We start from the raw sequence: 24335 nt of genomic DNA, 5'->3' as shown, positions 1-24335 counted from the left end.
TGGAGGAATGGCCACAAACAATTGGTGCGACGCACCCGAGATTCATCCGTCGGAGATCCGGGTAGGTGACACCATCGGCACGGTGGCTCCCGACCACCTTCCGTACGAGGTCAGGATGATAAGCACCCCGCAAGCCGGATCGACCAGATGGACCTTTTTCGGCCGCGACAAGAACGGTCAGCAGCACTCGGACACGTTCCGCGACGGTCAACTGGTCCGCCGCTACGCCAAGGCGTCCTGACGAGCAAAAGGGGGCAACAGATGCCGAAGTTTTCGCTTCCCGAAGAAAAGCCCGACGGCCTGGCCTCACCCGCGACGGCCAAGATCATCAAGTACTCGTCGCGGGCGCACGTCGCGATCTTCAAGCTGACCAACGGCCGCATCGGAAACAAGTGGCGCATCGGTGCCGGCTTCGACAAACCGGTGCCGACACTGCTTCTCGAACACCGCGGTCGCAAATCGGGGAAACTGTTCACCACTCCCCTGCTCTACATGCGCGACGGAGAAGACTTCGTCATCGTCGCCTCGCAGGGCGGCCACCCGAAGAATCCGCAGTGGTACTTCAACCTCGTCGCCGACCCCGAAACCCGGATTCACGTGAAAGGCCAACGCAATCTTGCGGTTTCGGCGCGTGTCGCTTCGCCGCAGGAGCGCGCCGCGTTGTGGCCCCGATTGGTCGATCTCTACGCGGACTTCGAGAAGTATCAGCGGTGGACCGACCGGGAGATCCCGGTGATCATCCTTTCGCCGCGTTAGCGGTCAGCCGGAACAGCGCGCGGTCCAGCGTCGGCAGAATATCGGTGATCGGGATTTCCCCGGCAGCGAACCGTGCGACCAGACCGTAGGCGAGGTTGGACACGATCGGCGGCAACTCCTCGACCAGATCCGGTTGCGCGCCCGCGAGCACGGCCATCGCGGCGGGTATCACCGCGTCCAATCCGCGACTGACCAGCCGGTGCCCACCCGGCGCCGACCGCGCGCGGAAGTACGCGCGCAACATGTCCGGGTGACGTTCCCAGGGCTCGAAAATGGTTCGGAAAACCCGCATCAGCCCGTCGTAGACGGATTCGCCGGGTTCTGGCGTCTGCGATGCCAGACCGGCGTACCGGTTTTCGTCCATCCAGCGTTGCAGGGCGGCCATGATTAGGGTGTCCCTGGTCGGGAATCGCTTGTAGATGGTGGTCAGCGAGGTGCGCGCACGCTTGGCCACTTCGCGGAGTTGCACGGCGTCGTAACCCTCGGTTTCCAGGATCTCGACGACGACATCGAGGATGGGGTCGGACTCCTGGGCCATGACCTCAGCGCTAACCACATCCACCCTTGCCTTGAAGTCTTGCCTCAGCTCAGTAACACGGTTACTGTACCGGGTGTAACGAGGTTACTCAACGAGGAGGCTGCCGATGCCCGGCCGAGTAGCAGACAAGGTCGCATTCGTCACCGGAGCGGCCCGCGGCCAGGGCCGTAGCCATGCGGTGCGGCTGGCGCAGGAAGGTGCCGACATCATCGCCGTCGATATCTGCCGGCCGTTCGAGAACTCTCCGGCACCGGCGGCGACACCGGAAGATCTCGCTGAAACCGCCGATCTGATCAAGGGTCTTGACCGCCGGGTGGTCACCGCCGAGGTCGACGTCCGCGACTATGACGCGCTCAAGGCCGCCGTCGACAGCGGGGTCGAGCAACTCGGCCGCCTGGACATCGTCATCGCCAATGCCGGGATCGGCACCGGCGGTGTGCGGCTGGACCGGATGGGTGAAGACCTGTGGCAGGAGATGATCGACGTCAACCTCACGGGTGTCTGGAAGTCGGTGAAAGCCGCTGTGCCGCATCTGCTTTCCGGCGGTGGCGGTTCGATCGTGCTGACCAGCTCGGTGGCCGGCCTGAAATCCTATGCCCACACCGGTCACTACGTGGCGGCCAAGCACGGTGTGGTCGGGCTGATGCGGTCGTTCGCCGTCGAGCTCGGCCCGCGCAACATCCGGGTCAATTCGGTACACCCAACCCATGTGAATACGCCCCTGCTGATCAACGAGACCACATTCCGGCTGTTTCGGCCCGATCTGGAGAATCCGGGACCCGATGATCTGGCTCCGATCTGCCAGAGCTTCCACACCCTGCCGATCCCCTGGGTCAACGCCGAGGACATCAGCAACGCGGTGCTGTTTCTGGCCTCCGACGAGGCGCGCTACATCACCGGCGTCACTCTGCCCGTGGACGCGGGAAGTTGCCTGAAGTAGCGAAAGGACTTGGCATGACGATCACTTCGGACACCGACGTCTACTACGACCCGTATGACGTCAACATCACCGCCAACCCCTACCCCACCTTCGCCCGCCTGCGCGACGAGGCGCCGCTGTATTACAACGAGCGCTACAACTTCTGGGCGATCTCCCGGCACGCCGACGTCGAGAAGGCCCTGTCGGACTGGGAAACGTTCTCCAACAGCCGAAGTGACATCCTGGAGCTGATCCAGTCCAAGTTCCCGATGCCTCCCGGCGTGATGATGTTCGAAGACCCGCCGACACACACCATGTTGCGCGGGGTCATGTCCCGGGTGTTCACTCCGCGGCGGATGGCCGCGATCGAGGACCAGATCCGCGCCTACTGCGTCCGGTGCCTCGATCCCCTGGTCGGCTCCGACGGTTTCGACATCATCGCCGAACTCGCGTCCATGATGCCGATGCGCGTCATCGGCATGCTGCTCGGCATCCCCGAAGACGACCAGATCGGGGTGCGCGACGCCAACGATGCCAACCTGCGCACCAAACCCGGCACCCCGATGAAGGTGGCCGACCCGGACTCGATCGCCGACGGCCGGATCTACGCCGACTACGTCGACTGGCGCGCCAGGAACCCGTCCGACGACCTGATGACGGCGCTGCTCAACGTCGAGTTCGAGGACGAGAGCGGTGTGACGAGAAAGCTCACCCGAAAGGAAGTCCTGCACTACACGCAGGTGGTCGCCGGTGCCGGTAACGAGACGACGGGCCGGCTGATCGGGTGGCTGGCCAAGGTGCTCGCCGAACATCCCGACCAGCGTCGGGAAGTCGCCCAAGACCGCTCCCTGCTGACGCGCGCGGTCGACGAGACACTGCGCTTCGAGCCCACCGGCCCACACGTCGCGCGCTACACCATCCGCGACTTCGAGGCCTATGGCACGACGGTGCAGGCCGGTAGCGCGGTCCTGCTGCTCTTCGGATCCGCTAATCGGGATCCGTTGCGCTACAAAGACCCTGACACTTTCAACCTGCACCGGGACAACATCTCCCACCTCACCTTCGGCAAGGGCGTGCACTACTGCCTCGGCGCGAATCTGGCGCGTCTGGAAGGCAGGGTCGCGCTCGACGAACTGCTGAACCGATGGCCGGAATGGGACGTCGACTACGACAGCCTCAAGCTGGCGCCGACCTCTACGGTGCGCGGGTGGGAAAGGCTGCGCATCGTCTTTCCCTGAGCGTCACGTCAGTCGCGCGAGCTCGACCAACTCGTCCAATCGACGCAGCGACTCATCGCGTGGCGCCGTCTCCAGATCGAGCAAGACCCGCTCCACCCCCAGCGGCGCATAACCCTCGAGGGTCTGCGCCGTGGCTTCACCCCACTGGCATACGGTCACCGGGACATCGGGGCCGGCGAACGCACGCAACTCCTCCAGCGGACCCGCCAGCAGTTCCGGGGACGGGCTGAGCGCGATCCACCCGGCATTGAACCGGGCGATGCGCTTGAAGCTGGCCGGTCCCCCGCCACCCACATACAACGGCGGATGCGGTTTCGTCGCGGGCTTCGGCCAACAATAGATCGGGTCGAAATCAACGTATTTCCCGTGGAATTCGGCCTCCTCCTGCGTCCAGATCTCGATCATCGCGCTTAGCCGCTCATCGGACACCCGCCCACGCACCGCGGGATCGACGCCGTGATTGGCAACCTCTTGCCGCAACCATCCGACGCCGACCCCGAACATAAATCGGCCCTGCGAGACGAGATCCAGGGAAGCGACCTCCTTGGCCGTGACGATCGGATCCCGTTCCGGCAGCAGCGCAATTCCGGTGCCCAGCAACAGTGTTCGAGTGGTGGCGGCCACTGCGCTAAGTGCCACGAACGGGTCGAGAGGGCGGTAGTACTTCCGCGGAATCGGACCGCCGCTGGGATAGGGGCTGTCATGGGTGACCGGGATGTGCGTGTGCTCGGCGAGGAACAGCGAATCGAAGCCCCGCTGCTCGAGTGCCGGTCCCAATTCGATCGGGCCGATGCCCTCGTCGGTGATGAACGTCAGAATTCCGAAGCGCATGGTCGTCCCTTTCGTCGGGTCCACTCTGACAAGAAAAAGCTGACAAGAAAATGAACCGTTGGGAATTAATTGCTGACCGCAGCGGTAGAACAACGCATGAACCTCAACGACGCGGCACGTGAACTCATCGGCAAGGGCGCAGATGCCACGCTGATCACCCTCAATCCCGACGGCAGTCCTCAGGTGAGCCTGGTCTGGGTGGCGCTGCAGTCCACCCCGGACGGCGACGAAATCGTCACCGCACACCTAAGCGAACACAAGAAGGTGCGCAACGTCCGTAACGATCCCCGTGTCGCCCTCACCGTCGTCTCGACCGACGACCCGCACGGTGAGATGCGCCCGTACCTCGCCATCAACGGCACGGCACGCATCGTCGAAGGCGGTGCGCCGGAACTGTTGAAGGAACTCGCGCAGACGCTGTCGGACCCGGACGTGTTCCCGCCGGCCGATGCGCCACCGGGATTCCTGACCCGCATCCGCATCGACAAGGTCGGCGGCATCGGTCCCTGGAGCTAGTCGGCGGCGGGCACTTGCTCAACCCGCTTGGCCGGCCGGGCCGCACCCCAAAGCCCCACGCCCACACCGACAATCGCGCCGCCGAGGCCGATGATCTGTTGGGACCGCTTGAGCTGACCATGCACGGACAGCCCGCCCAACAGGTCAGCCGCGTCCGCGCCGCCGGAGGCCAGGAACCAGCCGCGAGTGTTCTTGCCGCGCAACGCCGATGTGGCGAGCAGCCCGCCGATCAACGCGTCGCGGTAGCCCATCGACCGCAACAGCAGTTGCGCCGTCGCGGTCTGATCGTCCGGGTCCCCCCACAGTTTGTTCGCCTTGATGGGGTCGACGAGGAACGAGATCCCCGAAGCGAGTCGGATACTGCCCGCGATGAGAGCGGCACGATCGATGGCCATGGCGGCAGCTTAGAGTCTTCCCACACCACAGGAGAAGGAGTCTGGGATGACGTGGCAGATCGTGATGTTCGTCTTGAGCCTGATCGCGGCCGGCGTTGCGGCCCTCGGCTGGCTGGTCAGCCGCGAAGACAAGGCCCGCAACCGGCGCCGGACGGCGGTCATCGGAGCGCTGGCGGCCGCGGTGCTGTTCTTCCTGCTGGGCTGTTTCACGATCGTCGGGACCCGCCAGATCGCGATCGTCACCACCTTCGGACGCCCCACCGGGGTGAGTCTGAACAACGGATTCCACGGCAAGTGGCCCTGGCAGATGACGCACCAGATGGACGGCGCGGTGCAGATCGACAAGTACGTCAAGGACGGCAACCACGATGAGCGCATCATGGTGCGACTGGGCAACCAGTCCACCGCCTGGGCCGACGTCAGCATCCGCTGGCAGCTCAAACAACCCGCGGCTCCCGAACTCTTCCAGCAGTACAAGACGTTCGACAACGTGCGCGTCAACCTGATCGAGCGCAATCTGTCGGTCGCTCTCAACGAGGTGTTCGCCGCATTCAACCCGCTGGACCCGCAAAACCTGGACGTCTCGCCGCTGCCCAACCTCGCCAAGCGCGCAGCGGACCTGATGCGCAAGGACGTGGGCGGGCAGGTCGACATCTTCGACATCAACGTGCCCACCATCCAGTACGACCAGGGCACCGAGGACAAGATCAACCAGCTCAACCAGCAGCGCGCCCAGACCTCGATCGCGGTGGAGTCGCAGCGCACGGCCGAGGCTCAGGCCAAGGCGAACGAGATCCTGTCGCGCTCCATCAGCAACGACCCCAACGTGGTTGTGCAGAACTGCATCACGGCGGCGATCAACAAGGGCATCAGCCCGCTGGGTTGCTGGCCGGGTACCACGGCGATGCCCACGGTGCCCGTCCCCGGACGGTAGTCACGACCGGGAGCCGCCCATGAGAGGGTGGTTCCTCATGGACATCCCGTTCGCCGACGTGCTGCTTGGCCGTTTCGGCCCTCGCAGGGGCCGCCACGTGCCCGAGTTCGATCTCACGCCGGCGCTGGAAGACCTCGAAGACCCTGAGACCAAAGCCACCGACGCCGCCCTGGACACCGTCGATCTGCCGTCGGCCGATCCGGCCCTGCTCCTGCAGAAAATGGAGAACCGGCTGGTTCGTAACCACCTGGCCAATCCCGATGTGCTCAGCGACGAGGAACTGCGCCGACTGCGTTACATCCTGAACTTCGCGCGGCTGGCCGACTTCGAACCAGGGGTCGCGGGGCCGGGCGGCAGTCGGGGCCGCGGGGACATCTCGGTGGGCGCCGAAATCGGGCCCTGGCGCTCCCGGGTCGTCGATGCGTTGTTCGCTCCGTTGCGCGAGGAACCCGACCAGATCAAGGCGCTGACGGCGGCACGCGAGCTGTTGGCGGGCCTGACCCAGGACCAGGACGACCAGCGACAGGTACTCATCGATCGCCACCGCAACGACTTCTCGGCCGCCGAACTCGACGCCGAAGTGGGCTACAAGAAGCTCGTCACCGTCCTCGGCGGCGGTGGCGGCGCGGGCTTCGTCTACATCGGCGGCATGGCGCGCCTGTTGGAGGCCGGCCAGTTACCCGACTACATGATCGGCTCGTCGTTCGGGTCGATCATCGGCAGCCTGGTGGCCCGCGAATTGCCGGTGCCGATCGAGGAGTACGTGGCCTGGGCCAAGACGGTTTCTTACCGCGCCATCCTGGGACCCGAGCGGGTCCGTCGCCGCCACGGCATGGCGGGCCTGTTCACGCTGCGCTTCGACCAGTTCGCGCACGCCCTGCTCAGCAGGGAAGACGGTGAGCGGCTGCGGATGTCGGACCTGGCGATTCCGTTCGACGTGGTGGTCGCCGGGGTTCGCCGGCAGCCCTACGCCGCACTGCCTTCGCGGTTTCGCCGCCCCGAGCTGGCGGCGCTGCAAGGGCGCTCGATTCCCTTCCGCCCCATCGGTATCGGCCCGGTGGTGGCGGCGCGCATGTGGCAGGTGTCGGCGTTCATCGACCTGCGGGTGGTCAAGCCGATCGTGATCTCCGGCGATGATCCGGCACTCGATTTCGACGTCCTCGACGCGGCTTCGTTCTCCTCGGCGATCCCCGGCGTGCTGCATCACGAGACGAGCGACGCCCGGATGCTGCCGCTGCTGGAGGACTTGTTCGCCGAGCGGGAGATCGCGGCACTCGTCGACGGCGGCGCGGCCAGCAACGTACCGGTCGAGCTGGCGTGGAAGCAGGTCCGCGACGGCAAGCTCGGGACCCGCAATGCCTGCTATCTCGCGTTCGATTGCTTTCACCCGCAATGGGATTCGCGACATCTGTGGCTGGCCCCGATCCTGCAGGCGATCCAGCTGCAGATGCTGCGCAACCTGCCCTATGCCGACCACCTGGTCCGCTACGAACCCACCCTGTCGCCGATCAACCTGGCCCCGTCGACCACCGCGATCGACCGCGCCTACCGATGGGGTCGAGCCAGCGTCGAGCGGGCGATCCCGGTGACGTCGGCGCTGTTGTCGCCAACCTGGTGGGTGGGTGACGCGCCGCCGGTTCCCGCGGCGCAACCGCAGGAACACGCCAAGTCGGTGGCATCGTCCATGAGCTCGGTGATGGCGGCGATTCAGTCGCCGAGCGGTCGGCTGTCCCGCTGGCGCAACCGCCACCTGACCTGAGACGGCCGCCGCGGACTACGATTACCCCCATGGTCGACCGGGTCGGAGGCGCCGACTACAACGCCGGCGAAACGGCAGCCTCGGAAAACCTGGCATGGTCGAGCGGGAACGAACTCGCGGACATTCAAGACAGCCCCGCCGCCCCTGGCAGCCGCGCCGTCCCCACCCCACCGCCCGACGACGTGGACCAGTCCTGGACCACCGCGTGGACCCGAGCCGCCGCCGTCCTGCTGATCTGTCTGGCGCTGGCCGTGGTGATCGTGGTCGCGGGCTGGTTGATGCACAAGAACAACTCCTCGGGCAATGCCGCAGAGCCGGCGCGCACCACGACCGCGCCCGTCACCACCACCGCGCCGGCCACCACCACCGTCTCCTCCACGGCGGACCAGGACAGCCGCTACATCGCCTCGCTCAACGACAAGGGCATCCAGTTCGCCAACCCGCAAGCCGCCGTCTTCAACGGCAAAACGGTGTGCCAGAACATCGGGCAGGGCATGACGGTGCAGGAGGTGGTCGCGCAGTTCCGCTCCAGCAGCCCGGACTTCGCGGCCCACGCCGAAGACTTCGTCGCCATCTCGGTCCGCGCCTACTGCCCGCAGTACAGCAAGCTGGTCGCCGCAATCTGATCAGTCGGTGATCTTCCGGAAGGCATCGACCAACTCCGCCAGCACGTCCTGTGCCTGGCCGGGGTCCGACGGCAGCGACCCCGAGAACCGGATGTCGGTGGCACCGTCTGCCACCATGCGCGGGACCCCCGCAACCGAGGCAGCAACATCGATCCGGCGATCGGCGCCCCGCAACAGACCAGCCGAACCCTGCACCTGGAGACCGTCCGGGTCCGCGCCGGTGTCCGCGATCGCGCGTTTCATCGCCGGGATCGCGCCGCCCAGGTCGGTGATCGCCGGGCCCCACGGGATCCAGCGCATGCCGAAACGACTCAAACGCCGCGCGACGGCCGGGTTCACGGTTCCACTGACCCAGATGGGAACGCCATTGGGCTGCAACGGCTTCGGCATCTGGTGGATGCCGTCGAAGGACAGCTCCGGTGAGCTGTAGCTGCCCCGCTGCTGCGTCCACAGCGTCTGGCAGACCTCCAATGTGTGGTCGAGCAGGCGGCCGCGGCGCTCAAAGGGCAACCCCGCGGCCTGGTACTCCTCGCGTTGCCAACCGATCCCCACGCCGAGGTCGATCCGTCCACCCGACAGCACATCCATGGTGGCCAACTGCTTGGCCAGCACGGCCGGCCGTCGCAGCGCCGCCAGCAGCACCGAGGTGCCCAGCCTGATCCGCGTGGTGGTTGCGGCGATTGCGGTCAGCAGGATGAGGGGTTCCAGCCACTGGCCGTCAGGGCCGGTCGGTTGTCTGCCACCGGTGGTTCCGCCCACCGCCGGATCGGCGTAGGCGTCCAGGTTCTCGCCGAACACCACATGGTCGGACACCACGACGCGATCGACTCCGACCGCATCCATGGCGCGGGCGGCGTCCAGCGTCCCCGACCAGTCCGCATCTGGGCCGTCGCTGAAGTTGCGTAGATAGAGCGTGAGTTTCGGATGATCCGTCATCCGCCGATTCCCGTCACCCACCGAGTATCTCGGACGCGCGCCGCACGGCACGCGCCGGTGGCGGCGCAACCGATATGGTGGCCCCGATGAGCGCCAAACCTTCCGTGTTGTTCGTCTGCATCCACAACGCCGGCCGCTCCCAGATGGCCGCGGGGTTCCTCGCGGCGGTGGCCGGTGACGCCATCGAGGTGCGTTCGGCGGGCAGTGCGCCGGCCGATGCGGTCAATCCCGCCGCGGTGCGGGCCATGGCTGAGGTCGGCATCGACATCTCCGCCGAAAACCCCAAGATCCTGACCGCCGACGCGGTGCAGGCCTCAGATGTGGTCATCACCATGGGGTGCGGTGACACCTGCCCGTTCTTTCCGGGAAAGAGCTACCGCGACTGGGTGCTCGAGGATCCGGCCGGCAAAGGCGTGGAAGCGGTACGGCCCATCCGCGATGAGATCCGGGCCCGCGTCAAAGATCTCATCGCCGAGCTGCTGCCCGCAGGAACCTGAAAGCTGTTCTAGGAACAGCAATTCGGGTCGAGCACACCGACCAGTGCGGCCACCGCGGCCCGATGCGGGCGGTGGTACACGCTCGTGCCGCGCCTGGTGGACTCGACCAGACCCGCATTGCGCAACTGGTTCAGATGATGGCTGACCGTGGACTCGCCCACCCCGATCGCAACCGCCAGCTCCCCGCTGTTGCATCCGTCCGCGGCGCCGCCGAACAGCAGCGACATGATCTTCACCCGCGCCGGGTCGGCCAGCGCCTTGAGTCGCAGCGCGATTTGCAGCGCGTCGTCGTCGCTCATCACTCCTGCCGCCACCGGTGCACAACACACCGGCGCGGAGATGTCGATCACCGGTAGCGCCTTGGGCATGACTCCATCATGCCAGAAGGTTTGACATATATCGAAAAAGTGGCATGCTGTGCTCTATCCGATTAGTTCGACATATGTCGCAAAGGTTGTCAGGAGGCATTCCATGTCCCGTGTTCAATTGGCCCTCAACGTCGATGACCTCGACGAGGCCATCGCGTTCTATTCCAAGCTGTTCAACACCTCCCCCGCCAAGGTCAAACCGGGCTACGCCAACTTCGCCATCGAAGAGCCGCCGCTGAAGCTCGTCCTGCTGGAGAACCCAGGCCAGGGCGGCACGCTCAACCACCTCGGGATGGAAGTGGATTCCAGTGACGAGGTGCACGCCGAGATCGCGCGCCTCAGCGCCGAGGGCTTGTTCACGCAGGAGGAGATGGGCACCACCTGTTGTTTCGCCACCCAGGACAAGGTGTGGGTGAACGGCCCCGGCGGACACCGCTGGGAGATCTACACCAAGCTGGCCGATTCAGAAACCTTCTTCGCACCCGAGCCGGTTGCCGAAGGAGCCCGTTGCTGTGGTGCCGAGGTGGGGGTGCAGTGAGGTCGGCGGTCGGCGTACACGCACCGTCGGTATGGACGCCCGGCGACTTCCCCGACGAGTCGCTCTGGTCGTTCGACCTCTCCCCGGCAGATCGGCGGGCATTGGCTAGCTACGGGCGCGGAGGTGAGTTCACAGATCTCACCCGCCATTTCGGCGAGGCCGCGCGGCGCTGGGAGGAACTGCTGACCCACGGTCCCGGTTTCGTGCGACTGCGCCAGTTTCCGATCGAGCTGCTCACCGAAGCCGAGACCGAGCTGGCCTACCTGGGTCTCGGCCGCTTGCTGGGTGAGCCGGTCGGCCAGGACCGCGACGCCAGCGTCCTCACCCATATCCGGGACGAACGCCAACCCGCCGCCCCGGGCGTGCGCAAGTACCGCACCAACCTGCGCCAGGACTTCCACAGCGACGGCTCCGACCTCGTCGGGCTGTTGTGCCTGCACCCGGCGCAGTCGGGTGGGGAGTCCAGGATCGTCAGCGCACACGCCGTGTACAACGAGATGTTGCGGCGCGCACCGCATCTGGTCGACGTGATGTACCAGTCGATGCCGTGGGACCGCAACGGGGAGCAGGGCGCCGGCGAACCGCCGTTCTTCGAGCTGCCACCCATCACGGACCTGAACGGGACGCCGCGACTGTTCTTCATCGCCTGGTACATCCGGGACTCGCAGCGTCATCCCGGCGCACCGAGACTCACCGAGAATCAATGCGCGGCTTTGGATCTCGTTGAGGCCATCGCCAACGATCCTGCCTTCCACATCGAGATGCGATTCGAGCCCGGCGATGTTCAGCTACTGAACAATGCCGTCGTGCTGCACTCGCGGGAGGCCTACACCGATGCCGAGGATCTCTCGCGCCGACGGCACCTGCTGCGGCTGTGGCTGAAGACCGCCACGGCCACCACCCATCAACTGTTGCGCGGCGGAATTCCGCGGCAGAACAACCGTTGAGCCAAGGCGGGGCTGGACTTGTCCTGAGATTCGATGCCTGTCAATATCGACCAGTGTCGAAATCACGTTCGCCGGCCACCGAAAGTCACTGCACGAACACGCCGCTGCTCGCTCAGCCGCTGTCGGCCGAGGCGGCGGCCGAAATCGCGGTGCAACTCAAGGCTCTCGCCGACCCGGTGCGGCTCCAGTTGTTCAGCGCCATCGCAAGCCGCGCCGGCGGCGAGTCCTGCGTCTGCGACATCTCCGCAGGTGTCACCGTCTCGCAGCCGACCATCTCGCACCACCTCAAGGTGCTGCGCGACGCCGGATTGCTGACATCGGAGCGCCGCGGATCCTGGGTGTATTACGCAGTGGTACCTGAGGCGGTTCGCGTCTTGTCGGCAGCCCTCGCTGTCCACGACAACACATATTCAGGAGCACCAGCGTGAGCGATGCGACCGCACCGTCCGAGTCCGACACGACAGTCGTCGCCAAACTATCCACCCTCGACCGATTCCTCCCGGTGTGGATCGGGATCGCCATGGCCGCCGGCCTATTGCTCGGCCGCTGGATTCCGCGGCTGAACACCACGCTGGAAAAGGTTCAGATCGACGGTATTTCGCTTCCGATAGCGCTTGGGCTGCTCGTCATGATGTACCCGGTGCTGGCCAAAGTGCGCTATGACCGCCTCGACACCGTCACCGCCGACCGCCGGATGCTGGTCAGCTCCCTGCTGCTCAACTGGGTCCTCGGTCCTGCGCTGATGTTCACCCTCGCCTGGTTGCTGCTGCCGGACCTGCCCGAATACCGCACCGGTCTGATCATCGTCGGACTGGCGCGCTGCATTGCCATGGTCATCATCTGGAATGATCTCGCCTGCGGCGACCGCGAGGCCGCCGCCGTGCTCGTCGCCCTGAACTCGATCTTTCAGGTTCTGATGTTCGCCGTCCTCGGCTGGTTCTACCTGTCGGTCCTGCCGGGCTGGCTGGGCCTGCCCCAGACATCGATCTCAACCTCACCGTGGCAGATCGCGAAGTCCGTAGTCATCTTTCTCGGCATTCCCTTGCTGGCCGGCTACCTCTCCCGCCGCTTCGGCGAACGCGCGAAGGGGCGCGACTGGTACGAGACCCGGTTCCTGCCGGCCATCGGCCCGTGGGCCCTGTACGGCCTGCTGTTCACCATCGTCATTCTCTTTGCGCTGCAAGGCGAACAGATAACCAACCGACCTCTGGACGTCGCACGCATCGCCCTGCCGCTGCTGGCCTACTTCGCCATCATGTGGGGCGGCGGCTACCTTCTCGGCGCGGCCCTGGCTTTGGGCTATGAACGCACCACCACACTCGCCTTCACCGCCGCCGGCAACAACTTCGAACTGGCCATCGCGGTCGCGATCGCCACCTACGGCGCCACCTCCGGGCAAGCCCTCGCCGGTGTCGTCGGACCTCTGATCGAAGTGCCCGTGCTGGTGGCCTTGGTCTTCGTGTCGCTGGCGCTGCGTCGGCGCTTCCCGCTGCGGGACCCCGACGCAGGTATCGTTGACTGACTGAAATCAGTGATAGTATCCCGCGACGGGAAGAGCGAACATGACAGCGGTCAAGGGCCTTTCAGCGCGCGAGTCCAAGCGCCTGCAGACCAGAGAGCGGCTGCTGGGTGCCGCCGTGGCCGAGTTCAAGCGGACGGGCATGGCCGACGCGGACGTCGGCGCCATCGTGGACGCCGCCGGCGTCGCACACGGCACGTTCTTCTTTCACTTCCCCACCAAAGAACATGTGCTGCTGGAACTCGAACAGCGTGAAGAGCAGCGCATCGCCGACAGGTTCGCCCGCTTCCTGGAATCGGAGCATGATCTTGCCGGCGCCCTACGCGAGTCCGTCCGCCTGATAGTCGGGCTCGAGCGTCGTCTGGGCGTCGCACTGTTCAAAAACTTTCTGGCACTGCATTTTTCACAGACCCGCCCGCCCGCCGAAGTCGGCCGGGACCACCCGATCATCGTTGCTGTCGCACACGAAATCGAAGCCGCTCAACAACGCGGCGAAGTCGATCCCGATGTCAACCCCATCAACAGTGCCGTGTTCTTCCTACTCGGACTGTATGCGTTACTGACCACCACGACCGGTTGGCCGGTGCGCGACGCCATGGTCGAGGACTACGTGAAAAGGACGATGTGGAGCTTGGTCGCTCCGGGACCCTCAGCCTGATTTCGACGTGGGGTCCGGCCACCGCGGCGTGCCCTCGGTTATTGACTCAAGTCAGTGAAGCGTGCCAAGCTCGACACGCCACGCGACCGTCGGAGCCGACGTTCCGGGCGCATCTCGGGAGGGACCTTTGAATCTGACCTCGAATCGGATTCCGAAGCTGCGCGCGCCTGGGCGCTCCGGCGCCGGCAGCGATCGCGCACTCAGCCTCGACGAGCATGCCGAGCGGTCCAGCGTCGCGCAGCGTCAGGCCGACCGGTGGCTCATTTGCGGCAGCCTGCTGATAGGCACTGCGGCACTGGGCGTTTTCGGCCTTCCGCTGTTCCTGCGCGGAGTCTGGTTGCAACGACGCGCCGCACGGCAGGGACTGTCGGTTAGACCCGTCATCATCACGTTGATCGGCTACCTCGTGATCATCGACGCTGCCATCAACACGGTGGGCTGGGCGCTGGATCTGGTCGGCAACCACACCCTGCTAGGTCGGGTACTGCTGGTCGGCTGGGGCAACATGTTCGACGCCGGCTACTTCTGGCACTACAACGAACTGTGGGTGGGCGGTGCAGCCGGCCCGGGCGAAAAGGGCTGGGAAGTCGGGCTGATCCTGACGGTGTTCACCATGCGTATCGCCGCCGGGATCGGGTTTCTCCAAATGAAGCGCTGGGGCCATCAGTGGCTGATCGTCACCTGCTGGATGGGTGTGGTGATCTGGATCGGCTACGTCTTCAACATGACCATGTACGCCGACGTGCGCTTCGCCGGTGTCGTACTCCCCGTCATCGGGTGGTGGCTCTACGACATCTTCTACATCACGCCGTTTCTGGCGATTCCTTATCTGCACACCGTGAATCGGGAGATTTTCTCCGACTAGGGAGGTCATTCATGTGGTGGGAACTTCTCCGGTATGTCGCCGCGTGGGGCGGCACCGGCCTGATCATCTGGTTCTGGTACTGGATGTTCTCCAACATCGGCACCTTCTGAAAAAGTGGAGACCACCGCAGGTTCGATCGAACGCAGCTGCGCACTGACCGCTGTCGCCTTGAGCGAACGGCGCCGAGCAGACGCGCGGTTGACCACCGGTGCCAAGCGCGGCTTCGGACTGGACGCCGGCCTGCGCGTTGTGCACGTGCCCTACCCCGCGGCCGACCCGCACTGGACCCGTCGAACGTTGACATGCGGAGTGGCACTGCAATGTTCGCCGTCGAAGGAACGCATCGCCGCGTACCGTCTGCATGAGTTGTCGCCGCGGGAACGACGCGCGCTGACCCTCGTCGAGGCGGGCGTCGCACTCGGATGGATCGCCTCTCGGTGGCCCGGACTGTTGTGTGACACAAGGCGTGCGATTCCCGATGTGGACATCATCGCGGCCGACACGGCCGCGGCCGTCATGCTCGACCGCGCCATCGAATTAGCGCGTGCCCGGACAGATCTGCCCGAGCACCCATTGCTCGGGAGTCTGCCGGCTGCCCGCCTCGAGCAGCGCGGGTGGACCTCCGCCATCCGCCGGCGTGGCCGAATGCCCTGGACCACAACGCAAAAGCGCCGTCCCCGTCCCTACTCGGTGCCGGTCGGTGGCGAGGGCGGCGTACGCAATCCCAATCTGCCGCCGCCCAGCAGACCCGACGACAACGATCTCGATGTCAGTCCCGAACGCAGACAGGGCATTCCCTACCCCGAGTGGAACTGTTGGACGAAGAGCTTTCTGTCCGACCATGTGGCGGTTGTCGAGCGCAGGCACGGGGTGCCCGTTCGCCGGCCCAACCCCGTCCCGGCCGACCTTCGCAAGTGGTTCGAGGAACAAACCCATCGCGCCATGGCCAACGGCCGTGAAGACGGATCCGACATCGACGTCGACGCGTACGTCCGCTATCACGTCGACACCAAGGCCGGAGAAGCATTCCCGCCCCGCATCTTTCGAGAGCTGGCACCCGCCGGTCGCGATGTTGCCACCGCGCTGCTCCTGGACGGGAGTATGTCCCTGGGCGTGCACGGCGGCCGCACATTCCGGCTGGAGCTGGACTGCGCCGACGCACTGTCGCGGGCGATGACCGACGCGCGCGAACGGCACGGGATCTTCGTGTTCACCGGAAACGGCCGTCATTACGTGGAAGTGCGCTGTCTGAAGGACTTTCCGGAGCGGCGGTTCATTGCACCGGGAGGCGCCGGCCTGACGACCGGCGGCTACACCAGGCTGGGCGCGCCCATACGTCACCTGACCAGTCGGCTGCTCGAGCAACCCGCTGAACGACGCCTGCTCATCGTGCTCGGTGACGGTCTGATGTCCGATGAGGGCTACGAGGGCAGCTACGCGTGGGCCGACGTCGCGCACGCGGTCGACGAGGCCGGCGACGCGGGCGTGTCCGTGTACTACGTGGGCGTCGGGCCGACCCGGGTCGACCCTCTGCCGGAGGTGTTCGGACCGCTTCGCTCGCAACGTATCCGGCGCGTCGAGGAACTTCCGCGCGTGCTGGCCCATGTTCATCGTGAGTTGGTTGCCGCATGACCGACGGCTACGTGCCCAGCGGCAACGAAGTGCGGCTGTTCGAGCAGGCGTACCGGCAGATGATCCCGCTCATGCTCACCGGACCTACCGGTTGCGGGAAAACGCGGTTGGTGGAGCACATGGCGGCACTCCTCGGCCGGCCGGTCGTCACCATCAGCTGCCACGACGATCTGACGAGTTCGGATCTGGTCGGCAGGTTCATGGTGACCGGAGGCGATGTGGTGTGGACGGACGGTCCACTGACCAGAGCCGTCAAAGACGGCGCCCTCTGCTATCTCGACGAGGTCGTGGAAGCCCGCCACGATTCACTGGCGATTCTGCACTCTCTGACCGATCACCGCCGCGCTCTCTATCTGGACCGCGCGGGTGAAGTCGTCCAAGCGCCGGATTCATTCATGCTCGTCTGCTCCTACAACCCCGCCTACCGCAGCTCGCTCAAAGATCTCAAACCGTCGTTTCGGCAACGCTTCGCCACGCTGCCCATGTCCTATCTGCCGGCCGACCGCGAAGCGGCCGTCATCGTCGCAGAATCGGGTGTCGACGCGGCTGTCGCACAACGACTTGTGCACTGTGCCATAGCTATCCGCCAAGCCGACGACATCTTCCATTTCGAGCCACCGTCCACCCGGGTTCTGGTCACCGCGGCGAAGTTGATCGCATCGGGAGCTTCCGAGACGGACGCGGCGCACGCCTGCATTCTCGCGCCGCTGAGCACCGACGGCGCCATCGCCGAGGGACTGCGTGAAATCGCGGCCGCCAGCCTGCACTGAGAGGAGCGAGACATGAACGAACAGGAGCGTAAACGCAAGAGGGCGCTGATCGTCTTTCAGCTGTTCATTTACGGCTACCTGCTGGTGATGTTCGCCATTCAGCTGTATATGTCCGTTGCGCGTGGCTGGTGGGAGTTGTGAATCAACCATCGCTGCAGAGCAATTCACCCGCCGCCGATCCCACCGACCACGAGGAGGCGTCCCGCGACGCGCAGCGGCGGGCTGACAAGTGGATGATTGCCGGAGCCGCGCTGATGGGAATGTGGGCGCCGGGCGTCATCGGCTTTCCTATCTTCATGCGTGGAGTCTGGTTGCAGCGCCAGGCATTACGCGCCGGCCTTGCGGTGCGGCCCATGATCGTCACCTTGATCGGTTACCTGGTCCTGATCGACGGCTGCCTCAACAGCCTCGGCTGGGCGCTGGACCTGGTCGCCAACCACACTCTGATCAACCGGGTGCTGATGGTCGGCTGGGGCAACATGTTCGACGCCGGCTACTTCTGGCACTACAACGAGCTGTGGGTCGGTGGTGCCGCCGGCCCTGGCGAAAAGGCTTATGTGGCAGGGCTTATCCTCACCGTCTTCTCGATGCGGGTGGCGGCGGCCATCGGCTTCCTGCAGATGAAGCGCTGGGGACACCAGTGGATGGTGGTCACCTGCTGGATGGGCGTGGTGATCTGGACGGCCTACGTCTTCAACATGACCATGTACGCCGATGTGCGGTACGCCGGTGTCGTGTTCCCGGTCATCGGCTGGTGGCTGTACGACATCTTCTACATCACACCCTTTCTGGCGATCCCCTACCTCCACACCGTCAACCGCGAAATCTTCACCGACTGACAGGACCGGACGATGACGACACCAGCTGAAGACCGAACCGAAGACCTGCCCCCGGGCACCACCGCCTATTACGCGCGCATGCACAAGTGGATCAAGCGTGCGGTGTTGGTGTGCCTGGTGGCGCTGGTCATCGAGGGCGCGTTCACATTGCCTTTCATGGCCGTCTACTACGGATACCCGACCCTGAGTCTCACCGAGATCTGCAGCGAACTGCTGAAAGTGCGCTACTCCGATGACACTTTGGAGTGCAAGTATCCCTACCCACCGCTCGGACCGCCGGAGGGCGTCGCCGGCAAGGACACCGCACGCGACGTGTGGGGAATCCAGCCGGTACCGAAATACCACCGGCTCGGGTTCCGGGAACTCGTCCGGATCCACGACGAACGGATTGCCCGGCAGGCTCAGCAGCACCGGTAGATTTCGAGCCGATGGTGAAGATCGGCGTTCAGATACATCCGCAGAACACGACCATGGCCGACCTGCGGGCGGCGTGGCAGGCGGTCGACGAACTCGGCGTGGACAGCCTGTGGACGTGGGATCACTTCTTCCCGCCGCTGTACGGAGCCGCGGACGAGGCGCATTTCGAGGGCTGGCAGATCCTGGCCGCGATGGCGGTCACCGCGTCGAACGTGTCCCAGATCGGGATGCTGGTCACCGGGTGCGGATACCGCAACCCCGACCTGCTGGCCGACATGGCCCGCACCCTCGACCACCTGTCCGGGGGCCGAGCGGTATTGGGCATCGGGTCGGGCTGGATGGACAAGGACGAAATCGAATACGGCTACCCGGTGCGCACGCCCGCGCAACGACTCGACCTGCTCGCCGAGGCGCTCCCTCGCATTCGCCGGCGCCTGGCCCTGTTGCAGCCGGGACCACTCGGCCCGTTGCCGATCCTGATCGGCGGCAACGGGGAACGGCGCACGCTGCGTCTGGTTGCGCAGCACGCCGACATGTGGAACGGCTACGGCGACGCCGCCACGATCCGGGCCAAGAACCTGGTCATCGACCGGTGGTGCGACGAGGTCGGGCGCGACCCGCGCGAGATCGAACGCACCGTGTGGATCGAGCGCCCCGACCCCGCCCTGATGGAGTCACTGGTCGGAGCCGGCGCCGAGCACCTGATCCTCGGCCTGCGCGCACCGTACGACCTGGACGACGTGAAACGCCTGGTTGAACTACGCCCGGTTGCACACCGCCCGGAGTTTTAGCACCCAGTTGCCCGGGTATGCGCCGAAAAGCGGTGCACAGCCCCCCGCCCGCCCTTTCCGAGCCCCCTCACCGGAGGTTTATTTGTTATGTCCGAAATGATTGTTGAAACGCCCGAAGAGGTCATCGCCTTCCTCAAAGCCCAGCACGACCTGATCGAGGACATGTTCGACCAGGTGCTGCTCGCGACGGATCCGCAAGCCCGCGAGAAGCCGTTCATCGAGTTGCGTCAACTGCTGGCAGTGCACGAGACCGCCGAGGAGATGTTTGTGCACCCGCGCGCGCGGCGCGAAGTCGACTCGGGCGACGCGATCGTCGACAGCCTGCTGGCCGAGGAGCACTCCGCTAAAGAGCAGCTGTCGAAGATCGAAGGGCTCGACATCACCTCGCAGGAGTTCATCGACGAGTTGACGAAGCTGCGGGAAGCCGTGCTGGCCCACGCTGAGCATGAGGAACTCGAAGAGTTCGAGCAGTTGCAGGCCGACATGGGCCCCGAAGAACTCAAGCGGATGGGAACCGCGGTGAAACTTGCCGAAGCCATCGCACCGACCCGGCCGCACGCCGGCGTGGAATCGGCCAAGTTGAACTTTGCCGTCGGCCCGTTCGCGTCGATGCTCGACCGCGCGCGTGACCTGATCAAGCAAGCCGTCAGCTAGGAGACCCATGAGCCACCCCGAGGAACCGAACGACCCGCAAACTCAGGACCAGGACAGCGAGAACGGCGACGACAGCATCGTGTCGCCGCCTGCCTACCCCGCGTACTCCACGCCTCCGCCGGAAGGTTTGGCCATCAACGAGGACGGGTGATTCTCCGTAGTGTGTGACAAGTGAGCGTTACCCCCGACATCACCATCACCCTGCAGAACCGCTTTGCCAGCGAACTACCCGAGATGGCGGTTCCGTGGCAGGCGGAAGTGCCGCCCGAGGCACGGCTGCTGGTGCTCAATGAGCCGTTGGCCGATGAGCTCGGTCTGGACTCGAGTTGGCTGGGCAGCCCTGACGGCCTGCGGTTCCTGGTGGGCAACCTGGTGCCGACCGGCGCCGCGCCGGTGGCCCAGGCCTACGCCGGGCATCAGTTCGGTGGCTACGTGCCGCGGTTGGGAGACGGGCGCGCCCTGCTGCTCGGCGAGCTCACCGATGCCGACGGGCGGTTGCGCGATCTGCACCTGAAGGGTTCCGGGCGCACACCGTTCGCCCGTGGCGGTGACGGCCTGGCGGCCATCGGGCCGATGTTGCGCGAGTACATCATCAGCGAGGCGATGCACGCGCTCGGGGTTCCGACGACCCGGTCGCTGGCCGTGGTGGCCACCGGGCGACCGGTGGCCCGCGAGACGATGCTGCCGGGCGCGTTGCTGGTCCGCGTCGCCAGCAGCCACCTTCGGGTGGGTAGCTTCCAATATGCCTCTGCCACAGGTGATCTCGACCTGCTGCGCCGACTGGCCGACCATGCCATCGCCCGCCACCATCCGGAGGCGGCGCACGCCGAGAACCCCTACCTCGCGCTGTTCGAAGCCGTCGTCGCGGCGCAGGCGTCGCTGGTGGCCCGCTGGATGCTGGTCGGGTTCATCCACGGGGTGATGAACACCGACAACATGACGATCTCCGGCGAGAGCATCGACTACGGGCCGTGCGCGTTCATGGAGGCCTACGACCCGGACACCGTCTTCAGCTCGATCGACGCCTGGGGCCGCTACGCCTACGGCAATCAGCCGACGATCGCCGCCTGGAATCTGGCCCGGTTCGCCGAGACGCTGCTGCCGTTGCTGGGCGACGACGTCAACGAGTCAATTGCGTTGATAGAGCACGCCTTCGACGGATTCCACGCTTACCACTCCGCGTGGCTTGCGGGTATGCACGCCAAGCTCGGCGTGGCCACCGACGTGGACGCCGTCCTGCCGTTGCTCGACGAATTGCTGCCCATGCTGCAGGAGAGCCACGTCGACTTCACCTCGTTCTTCCGGCATTTGGCCACGGCCGCCCGAGGCGACGACGAACCGGCCCGGGGACAGTTCGTCGATCCCGCCCGGTTCGACGACTGGGCGCGGCGCTGGCGGGCCCTGGGACCGGACGCCGACGCGATGGACCGCGTCAATCCGATCTACATCCCGCGTAACCATCTCGTCGAGGAGGCGCTGACCGCCGCGACCGATGGTGACCTCGGCCCGCTCGCTCAACTTCTGGAGGCGGTCAGCGCGCCGTACACCGAGCGGCCCGGGCTGCAGCGGTATGCATCGCCGGCGCCCACCGACTTCGGCGTCTACCGAACCTTCTGTGGCACCTGAGCGCGGGTGTTCTCCTCGGTGGATGCCGTGATCCCGATCGCGATCATGATGTCGATGTACGTGATGACAAGGCCCCACCAGTAGGCCCACTTCATCTGCGGATCCGTTGGGGCAGAGAAGAAGATGATCAGGAAGATCGGGCCGACGATGCCGCACACGAACACCATCGCCTGGATGACGAGGTAGCGCTTGAAGGTGGACACCGTCGGAAGCATATCGCGCACAATGGGCAGCATGGCCGACGTCTACCGCGCTCCGATGCGATCCCGCAGCGACGTCATCGACCCGGCAGCCACTCTTGAGCGCGCCCGCCGGATGGGCCTGTGCGGCTTCGGGGAGCCGACGGGCACCCCGGCCGAAGCGGAACGTCTGGCCCGCCGGGTCGACCGCTTCGCCGCCGCGGCCGACGGCTCCTTCGTCTGGACCCGCGACCAGGACGGATTGTTCTGGCTCGGCCGGCTCGACGGGCCGTACCTCCGGGACGATGACGACGAGGCGGTGGCCGCCGACCTGGTGCATGTGCGGCCCTGTACCTGGCTGGCCGAGCCGCTGCTGGAGCCGGAGGTGCCGGCCGCGGTGACAGCAACGTTCCGGCGCGGTGGCCGCAACTTCCAGCAGACTCATCACCCGTCGGTCAGCCAGGAGACACAACAGATCTGGGACGGGCGGCGGCCGGAGCGCTAAGCCTTGGAGCGTGCGCGCCGCACGCGTTGGAATACCGCCACGACAGCCAGGACGACCGCTCCGACCACGGATCCGACCACCGCGGACGCCGCCGTATTGACCAACCAACCCAGTACGCCGCCCAGCGCCGCCGCCGCATGGTGAGCCCATTGCTCGGCGTGGTGCACCAGCCCGTACGGCGTGTGCCAGCCCAGCTGATCTGCCCCCACCAACAGTATGTGACCGCCCACCCAGAGCATCGCCACCGTCCCGACCACCGACAGCACCGACAGCAGTTTCGGCATCCCGGCCACCAGGGCGCGGCCCACCGCCCTGCCGACCCGGGACGACGTCTGGGCGAGATGCAGGCCGACGTCGTCCATCTTCACGATGCCGCCGACCACGCCGTACACCGCGACGGTGATCACCAGCGCAACGATGAGCAGGATCACCAGCCGGGGCACGAACGCCAGATCGGCCACCTCGTTGAGCGCGATCACCATGATCTCGGCGGACAGGATGAAGTCGGTGCGGATCGCGCCGGCCACCACGTGGCGCTCGTTCTCCGGTTGCTCGTCGCCGTCGCCGTGACCGCGCAGACTGCTCCAAACCTTTTCGGCGCCTTCGTAACACAGGTAGGTGGCCCCCAGCATCAGGATCGGGCTGAGCAGCCACGGCGCGAACTGGCTGAGCAGCATCGCACCCGGCAGGATGAACAGGATCTTGTTGCGCAGCGATCCCAGCGCTATGCGCTTGATGATCGGCAACTCGCGCTCGGCCGAGATTCCGTCGACGAACTGCGGCGTCACCGCTGTGTCGTCGATGACGACGCCGGCGGCCTTCGCGGTTGCCCGGCCCGCGGCCGGCCCGACGCCGTTGAGCGAGCCGGCGGTCAGTCGCGCGAGCGTCGCCACATCGTCGAGAAGGCCGAACAGACCCGCGCTCATCGCGTCTGCCTCATGGCGTTGCAGCGTACCGGGCCGGCCGTGGTTCGGCTCATCACCGCGTCCATCAGGAAGGCCGGCTGCCGACCTCGAGGCCGGCCAATGTCGAAGTGCCCTCGAAGATCACGCGCCCCCATTCCCGCACCCGGCAGTGCAGCGTGCCGGCCAGATATTCGTAGTCGGTGTCGATGTTGCGGCGCTCGGCCGGCAGGGGTACGGGCAGCACGTGCGGTCCGTCCGGCGTGCCGCGCCCCTCGAGTTCGACGCGGTAACGCAGGGTGCGGGCGTCGATGTGCCACCGCTGCACGTCACAACTGGACGACACCAGCGCCGGTGGGGTGATGCGTATGACCCGATCACCCAGTCGCACAACGACTCCGGTGACATCGCGGTTGAGCGGTCCCAACTCGAGCAGGCCGCCGGAGAACGCCACCGACACGTCGGCGTCGCCGAAGTCGTGGGCCTGCCCCCACCACCATCGCAGCGGAAAGCCGGCTCCCCAGTTTCGTTCGCAGTACAACTTGGCGTCGGTGAATTCCCAGCGCTGGTCTTGATGGGTCACGGTGCCGGACGCCTTGCCGCCCAGCCGGTACGGGTGCCAGTACTGGTTGAGGAACGGCACCGAGGAGAAAACTCCGCCACCACCGAATGGCTTGGGCCACAGGAACGCATCGTGAAATTTCAGGTCGACCGCGGTGTCGCCGAGAACCATCCGGAGCCGCTCGCCGCCGGCGTCGATCAGATTCCCGCCCGATTCCGCTTGCACACTGAACCGCGCTTGACTGGCCGTGACGCCCTCGACCGCTGCCGAGCGCACCACCCCGCCGGGGTGCAGCGCGATCGCGGCCGTCGACCAGTCGCCGTCAGATTGCCGGTTGGCGCTGCACAGGGCGACCACGACCCGTCCCTCGTCCTGGTGGGAGAGCCGCCAGAACCAGCCTTCCATTTCGGTGCCGTGCGACGGGACCGGATCCCCGAACGGCACGTCGGCGCCCGTCCGCCGATAGAGCGACACGAGACCTGGGACCAGTCCGATCCCGGTGCGTGCTGCAGAACCCACGACATTCACACCAACTTTGGTACCCCACACCCTGCCTATTGAACCCGCGGAGGCCCCGGCCGGCTCCCCGAGTCACCGAGCGTGCTCCCACGGTCAAGA

At 65.8% G+C, this 24335-nt stretch carries 32 protein-coding genes and 1 pseudogene; 25 read left to right on the top strand and 8 right to left on the bottom strand.

From position 1 onward, the window contains the following. Nucleotides 1–7 precede the first annotated feature (7 nt). Both C0J29_RS09035 and C0J29_RS09030 read left to right on the top strand, forming a co-directional pair. A complete protein-coding gene (locus tag C0J29_RS09035) occupies nucleotides 8–241 on the top strand; it encodes a hypothetical protein (protein WP_065043063.1) in 234 nt (77 codons plus the stop codon). A 20-nt stretch (nucleotides 242–261) separates the two neighbouring features. Beyond that, on the top strand, nucleotides 262–756 hold the full coding sequence (locus C0J29_RS09030; protein WP_120792098.1) for a nitroreductase family deazaflavin-dependent oxidoreductase: 495 nt from the start codon (nucleotides 262–264) through the stop codon (nucleotides 754–756). Here C0J29_RS09030 and C0J29_RS09025 read toward each other — a convergent pair. Continuing rightward, on the bottom strand, nucleotides 737–1294 hold the full coding sequence (locus C0J29_RS09025) for a TetR/AcrR family transcriptional regulator (RefSeq protein WP_120792097.1): 558 nt from the start codon (nucleotides 1292–1294) through the stop codon (nucleotides 737–739). The genes C0J29_RS09030 and C0J29_RS09025 overlap by 20 nt on opposite strands. 106 nt (nucleotides 1295–1400) lie before the next feature. On the opposite strand from C0J29_RS09025, the gene C0J29_RS09020 reads away from it, so the two are divergent. Together C0J29_RS09020 and C0J29_RS09015 are read left to right on the top strand one after the other, a co-directional pair. Beyond that, nucleotides 1401–2234: a mycofactocin-coupled SDR family oxidoreductase gene (locus C0J29_RS09020; RefSeq protein ID WP_120792096.1), complete on the top strand. Its 834-nt coding sequence runs from the start codon at nucleotides 1401–1403 to the stop codon at nucleotides 2232–2234. 14 nt (nucleotides 2235–2248) lie between these two features. After that, entirely contained in the window at nucleotides 2249–3451 is a 1203-nt protein-coding gene (locus tag C0J29_RS09015; protein WP_120792095.1) for a cytochrome P450, read from the top strand. Between the two features lie 3 nt (nucleotides 3452–3454). Here the strand turns inward: C0J29_RS09015 and C0J29_RS09010 are convergent, their stop codons facing one another. Beyond that, nucleotides 3455–4282, bottom strand: a complete 828-nt coding sequence (locus C0J29_RS09010) for an LLM class F420-dependent oxidoreductase (RefSeq protein ID WP_120794639.1) — start codon at nucleotides 4280–4282, stop codon at nucleotides 3455–3457. Between the two features lie 96 nt (nucleotides 4283–4378). On the opposite strand from C0J29_RS09010, the gene C0J29_RS09005 reads away from it, so the two are divergent. Further along, nucleotides 4379–4798: a PPOX class F420-dependent oxidoreductase gene (locus C0J29_RS09005; RefSeq protein WP_120792094.1), complete on the top strand. Its 420-nt coding sequence runs from the start codon at nucleotides 4379–4381 to the stop codon at nucleotides 4796–4798. On the opposite strand, the gene C0J29_RS09000 is transcribed toward C0J29_RS09005, so the two are convergent. After that, on the bottom strand, nucleotides 4795–5193 hold the full coding sequence (locus C0J29_RS09000) for a DUF4267 domain-containing protein (protein ID WP_065162192.1): 399 nt from the start codon (nucleotides 5191–5193) through the stop codon (nucleotides 4795–4797). The genes C0J29_RS09005 and C0J29_RS09000 overlap by 4 nt on opposite strands. A gap of 46 nt (nucleotides 5194–5239) precedes the next feature. Between C0J29_RS09000 and C0J29_RS08995 the strand changes: the two genes are divergently transcribed. From C0J29_RS08995 to C0J29_RS08985, 3 genes are read left to right on the top strand one after another with little or no spacing between them, the layout of a single operon-like run. After that, the gene (locus C0J29_RS08995; protein ID WP_065162191.1) at nucleotides 5240–6127 is read left to right on the top strand and encodes an Rv3090 family protease; all 888 of its coding nucleotides are present in this window, start codon (nucleotides 5240–5242) and stop codon (nucleotides 6125–6127) included. 37 nt (nucleotides 6128–6164) lie between these two features. Then, a complete protein-coding gene (locus C0J29_RS08990; RefSeq protein ID WP_120792093.1) occupies nucleotides 6165–7886 on the top strand; it encodes a patatin-like phospholipase family protein in 1722 nt (573 codons plus the stop codon). 29 nt (nucleotides 7887–7915) lie between these two features. Continuing rightward, nucleotides 7916–8512, top strand: coding sequence for a DUF732 domain-containing protein (locus C0J29_RS08985; RefSeq protein ID WP_120792092.1), 597 nt, complete (start codon nucleotides 7916–7918; stop codon nucleotides 8510–8512). Here the strand turns inward: C0J29_RS08985 and C0J29_RS08980 are convergent, their stop codons facing one another. Next, nucleotides 8513–9448 (bottom strand): TIGR03619 family F420-dependent LLM class oxidoreductase, encoded by a 936-nt coding sequence (locus C0J29_RS08980; RefSeq protein ID WP_120792091.1) that lies wholly within the window; start codon nucleotides 9446–9448, stop codon nucleotides 8513–8515. It lies immediately after the preceding gene. A gap of 86 nt (nucleotides 9449–9534) precedes the next feature. Between C0J29_RS08980 and C0J29_RS08975 the strand changes: the two genes are divergently transcribed. Continuing rightward, a complete protein-coding gene (locus C0J29_RS08975; RefSeq protein WP_120794638.1) occupies nucleotides 9535–9945 on the top strand; it encodes an arsenate reductase ArsC in 411 nt (136 codons plus the stop codon). Nucleotides 9946–9953: 8 nt separating this feature from the next. Here C0J29_RS08975 and C0J29_RS08970 read toward each other — a convergent pair whose 3' ends face one another. Then, complete coding sequence (locus C0J29_RS08970) at nucleotides 9954–10313, bottom strand: Rv2640c family ArsR-like transcriptional regulator (RefSeq protein ID WP_120792090.1); 360 nt, start codon at nucleotides 10311–10313, stop codon at nucleotides 9954–9956. 103 nt (nucleotides 10314–10416) lie between these two features. Here C0J29_RS08970 and C0J29_RS08965 point away from each other — a divergent pair, with 103 nt between their 5' ends. The 15 genes and pseudogenes from C0J29_RS08965 (at nucleotide 10417) to C0J29_RS08905 (ending at nucleotide 21569) form a co-directional block, all read left to right on the top strand. Then, complete coding sequence (locus C0J29_RS08965) at nucleotides 10417–10851, top strand: ArsI/CadI family heavy metal resistance metalloenzyme (protein WP_120792089.1); 435 nt, start codon at nucleotides 10417–10419, stop codon at nucleotides 10849–10851. Continuing rightward, nucleotides 10848–11798, top strand: a complete 951-nt coding sequence (locus C0J29_RS08960) for a TauD/TfdA family dioxygenase (RefSeq protein ID WP_120792088.1) — start codon at nucleotides 10848–10850, stop codon at nucleotides 11796–11798. The genes C0J29_RS08965 and C0J29_RS08960 overlap by 4 nt, the downstream gene beginning before the upstream one ends. 53 nt (nucleotides 11799–11851) lie before the next feature. Then, complete coding sequence (locus tag C0J29_RS08955; RefSeq protein ID WP_120792087.1) at nucleotides 11852–12226, top strand: ArsR/SmtB family transcription factor; 375 nt, start codon at nucleotides 11852–11854, stop codon at nucleotides 12224–12226. Beyond that, a pseudogene (arsB, locus tag C0J29_RS08950) lies at nucleotides 12223–13305 on the top strand (ACR3 family arsenite efflux transporter); the annotation flags it as partial. The gene C0J29_RS08955 and the pseudogene arsB, both read left to right, overlap by 4 nt. A gap of 55 nt (nucleotides 13306–13360) precedes the next feature. Beyond that, nucleotides 13361–13975: a TetR/AcrR family transcriptional regulator gene (locus C0J29_RS08945; RefSeq protein ID WP_120792085.1), complete on the top strand. Its 615-nt coding sequence runs from the start codon at nucleotides 13361–13363 to the stop codon at nucleotides 13973–13975. A 157-nt stretch (nucleotides 13976–14132) separates the two neighbouring features. Further along, nucleotides 14133–14840, top strand: a complete 708-nt coding sequence (locus tag C0J29_RS08940) for a hypothetical protein (protein ID WP_120794637.1) — start codon at nucleotides 14133–14135, stop codon at nucleotides 14838–14840. Nucleotides 14841–14954: 114 nt separating this feature from the next. Continuing rightward, nucleotides 14955–16472, top strand: a complete 1518-nt coding sequence (locus C0J29_RS08935) for a nitric oxide reductase activation protein NorD (protein WP_120792084.1) — start codon at nucleotides 14955–14957, stop codon at nucleotides 16470–16472. Next, a complete protein-coding gene (locus C0J29_RS08930; RefSeq protein ID WP_120792083.1) occupies nucleotides 16469–17242 on the top strand; it encodes a CbbQ/NirQ/NorQ/GpvN family protein in 774 nt (257 codons plus the stop codon). Before C0J29_RS08935 ends, C0J29_RS08930 begins: the two co-directional genes overlap by 4 nt. A gap of 12 nt (nucleotides 17243–17254) precedes the next feature. Further along, the gene (locus tag C0J29_RS34365) at nucleotides 17255–17383 is read left to right on the top strand and encodes a hypothetical protein (protein ID WP_277950711.1); all 129 of its coding nucleotides are present in this window, start codon (nucleotides 17255–17257) and stop codon (nucleotides 17381–17383) included. Between the two features lie 92 nt (nucleotides 17384–17475). Next, nucleotides 17476–18081, top strand: a complete 606-nt coding sequence (locus C0J29_RS08925; RefSeq protein WP_371872482.1) for a hypothetical protein — start codon at nucleotides 17476–17478, stop codon at nucleotides 18079–18081. A 12-nt stretch (nucleotides 18082–18093) separates the two neighbouring features. Continuing rightward, on the top strand, nucleotides 18094–18498 hold the full coding sequence (locus C0J29_RS08920) for a hypothetical protein (RefSeq protein ID WP_065164526.1): 405 nt from the start codon (nucleotides 18094–18096) through the stop codon (nucleotides 18496–18498). A gap of 11 nt (nucleotides 18499–18509) precedes the next feature. After that, on the top strand, nucleotides 18510–19289 hold the full coding sequence (locus C0J29_RS08915; RefSeq protein WP_065043084.1) for an LLM class F420-dependent oxidoreductase: 780 nt from the start codon (nucleotides 18510–18512) through the stop codon (nucleotides 19287–19289). 87 nt (nucleotides 19290–19376) lie between these two features. Further along, on the top strand, nucleotides 19377–19943 hold the full coding sequence (locus C0J29_RS08910) for a hemerythrin domain-containing protein (protein WP_065164528.1): 567 nt from the start codon (nucleotides 19377–19379) through the stop codon (nucleotides 19941–19943). 7 nt (nucleotides 19944–19950) lie between these two features. Continuing rightward, entirely contained in the window at nucleotides 19951–20094 is a 144-nt protein-coding gene (locus C0J29_RS32765) for a hypothetical protein (RefSeq protein ID WP_156298402.1), read from the top strand. Between the two features lie 20 nt (nucleotides 20095–20114). Continuing rightward, nucleotides 20115–21569 (top strand): protein adenylyltransferase SelO, encoded by a 1455-nt coding sequence (locus C0J29_RS08905; RefSeq protein WP_120792081.1) that lies wholly within the window; start codon nucleotides 20115–20117, stop codon nucleotides 21567–21569. Here C0J29_RS08905 and C0J29_RS08900 read toward each other — a convergent pair. After that, nucleotides 21545–21772 (bottom strand): hypothetical protein, encoded by a 228-nt coding sequence (locus C0J29_RS08900; protein WP_065045635.1) that lies wholly within the window; start codon nucleotides 21770–21772, stop codon nucleotides 21545–21547. The two genes, C0J29_RS08905 and C0J29_RS08900, sit on opposite strands and share 25 nt — an antisense overlap. 31 nt (nucleotides 21773–21803) lie before the next feature. On the opposite strand from C0J29_RS08900, the gene C0J29_RS08895 reads away from it, so the two are divergent. Further along, nucleotides 21804–22253 (top strand): GAF domain-containing protein, encoded by a 450-nt coding sequence (locus C0J29_RS08895; protein WP_174814831.1) that lies wholly within the window; start codon nucleotides 21804–21806, stop codon nucleotides 22251–22253. On the opposite strand, the gene C0J29_RS08890 is transcribed toward C0J29_RS08895, so the two are convergent. Together C0J29_RS08890 and C0J29_RS08885 are read right to left on the bottom strand one after the other, a co-directional pair. Continuing rightward, complete coding sequence (locus tag C0J29_RS08890) at nucleotides 22250–23179, bottom strand: DUF808 domain-containing protein (protein ID WP_120792079.1); 930 nt, start codon at nucleotides 23177–23179, stop codon at nucleotides 22250–22252. The genes C0J29_RS08895 and C0J29_RS08890 overlap by 4 nt on opposite strands. Before the next feature lie 64 nt (nucleotides 23180–23243). Beyond that, on the bottom strand, nucleotides 23244–24245 hold the full coding sequence (locus C0J29_RS08885) for a tocopherol cyclase family protein (RefSeq protein WP_242460394.1): 1002 nt from the start codon (nucleotides 24243–24245) through the stop codon (nucleotides 23244–23246). Between the last annotated feature and the right edge of the window lie 90 nt (nucleotides 24246–24335).

The organism is Mycobacterium paragordonae (assembly GCF_003614435.1).
GTDB classification, from domain to species: Bacteria; Actinomycetota; Actinomycetes; order Mycobacteriales; family Mycobacteriaceae; genus Mycobacterium; species Mycobacterium paragordonae.
This window is presented reverse-complemented; position numbering and strand designations above follow the sequence as displayed.

Coding starts and splice junctions, on each gene's coding strand:
- C0J29_RS09000 (WP_065162192.1), bottom strand. CDS start 5,193: ATGGCCATCGATCGTGCCGCTCTCATCGCGGGCAGTATCCGACTCGCT.
- C0J29_RS08890 (WP_120792079.1), bottom strand. CDS start 23,179: ATGAGCGCGGGTCTGTTCGGCCTTCTCGACGATGTGGCGACGCTCGCG.
- C0J29_RS08945 (WP_120792085.1), top strand. CDS start 13,361: ATGACAGCGGTCAAGGGCCTTTCAGCGCGCGAGTCCAAGCGCCTGCAG.
- C0J29_RS34365 (WP_277950711.1), top strand. CDS start 17,255: ATGAACGAACAGGAGCGTAAACGCAAGAGGGCGCTGATCGTCTTTCAG.
- C0J29_RS08980 (WP_120792091.1), bottom strand. CDS start 9,448: ATGACGGATCATCCGAAACTCACGCTCTATCTACGCAACTTCAGCGAC.
- C0J29_RS08975 (WP_120794638.1), top strand. CDS start 9,535: ATGAGCGCCAAACCTTCCGTGTTGTTCGTCTGCATCCACAACGCCGGC.
- C0J29_RS09010 (WP_120794639.1), bottom strand. CDS start 4,282: ATGCGCTTCGGAATTCTGACGTTCATCACCGACGAGGGCATCGGCCCG.
- C0J29_RS09025 (WP_120792097.1), bottom strand. CDS start 1,294: ATGGCCCAGGAGTCCGACCCCATCCTCGATGTCGTCGTCGAGATCCTG.
- C0J29_RS08965 (WP_120792089.1), top strand. CDS start 10,417: ATGTCCCGTGTTCAATTGGCCCTCAACGTCGATGACCTCGACGAGGCC.
- C0J29_RS09035 (WP_065043063.1), top strand. CDS start 8: ATGGCCACAAACAATTGGTGCGACGCACCCGAGATTCATCCGTCGGAG.
- C0J29_RS09005 (WP_120792094.1), top strand. CDS start 4,379: ATGAACCTCAACGACGCGGCACGTGAACTCATCGGCAAGGGCGCAGAT.
- C0J29_RS09020 (WP_120792096.1), top strand. CDS start 1,401: ATGCCCGGCCGAGTAGCAGACAAGGTCGCATTCGTCACCGGAGCGGCC.
- C0J29_RS08895 (WP_174814831.1), top strand. CDS start 21,804: ATGGCCGACGTCTACCGCGCTCCGATGCGATCCCGCAGCGACGTCATC.
- C0J29_RS08970 (WP_120792090.1), bottom strand. CDS start 10,313: ATGCCCAAGGCGCTACCGGTGATCGACATCTCCGCGCCGGTGTGTTGT.
- C0J29_RS08990 (WP_120792093.1), top strand. CDS start 6,165: ATGGACATCCCGTTCGCCGACGTGCTGCTTGGCCGTTTCGGCCCTCGC.
- C0J29_RS09030 (WP_120792098.1), top strand. CDS start 262: ATGCCGAAGTTTTCGCTTCCCGAAGAAAAGCCCGACGGCCTGGCCTCA.
- C0J29_RS08925 (WP_371872482.1), top strand. CDS start 17,476: ATGATTGCCGGAGCCGCGCTGATGGGAATGTGGGCGCCGGGCGTCATC.
- C0J29_RS08910 (WP_065164528.1), top strand. CDS start 19,377: ATGTCCGAAATGATTGTTGAAACGCCCGAAGAGGTCATCGCCTTCCTC.
- C0J29_RS08995 (WP_065162191.1), top strand. CDS start 5,240: ATGACGTGGCAGATCGTGATGTTCGTCTTGAGCCTGATCGCGGCCGGC.
- C0J29_RS08920 (WP_065164526.1), top strand. CDS start 18,094: ATGACGACACCAGCTGAAGACCGAACCGAAGACCTGCCCCCGGGCACC.
- C0J29_RS32765 (WP_156298402.1), top strand. CDS start 19,951: ATGAGCCACCCCGAGGAACCGAACGACCCGCAAACTCAGGACCAGGAC.
- C0J29_RS08930 (WP_120792083.1), top strand. CDS start 16,469: ATGACCGACGGCTACGTGCCCAGCGGCAACGAAGTGCGGCTGTTCGAG.
- C0J29_RS09015 (WP_120792095.1), top strand. CDS start 2,249: ATGACGATCACTTCGGACACCGACGTCTACTACGACCCGTATGACGTC.
- C0J29_RS08985 (WP_120792092.1), top strand. CDS start 7,916: ATGGTCGACCGGGTCGGAGGCGCCGACTACAACGCCGGCGAAACGGCA.
- C0J29_RS08915 (WP_065043084.1), top strand. CDS start 18,510: ATGGTGAAGATCGGCGTTCAGATACATCCGCAGAACACGACCATGGCC.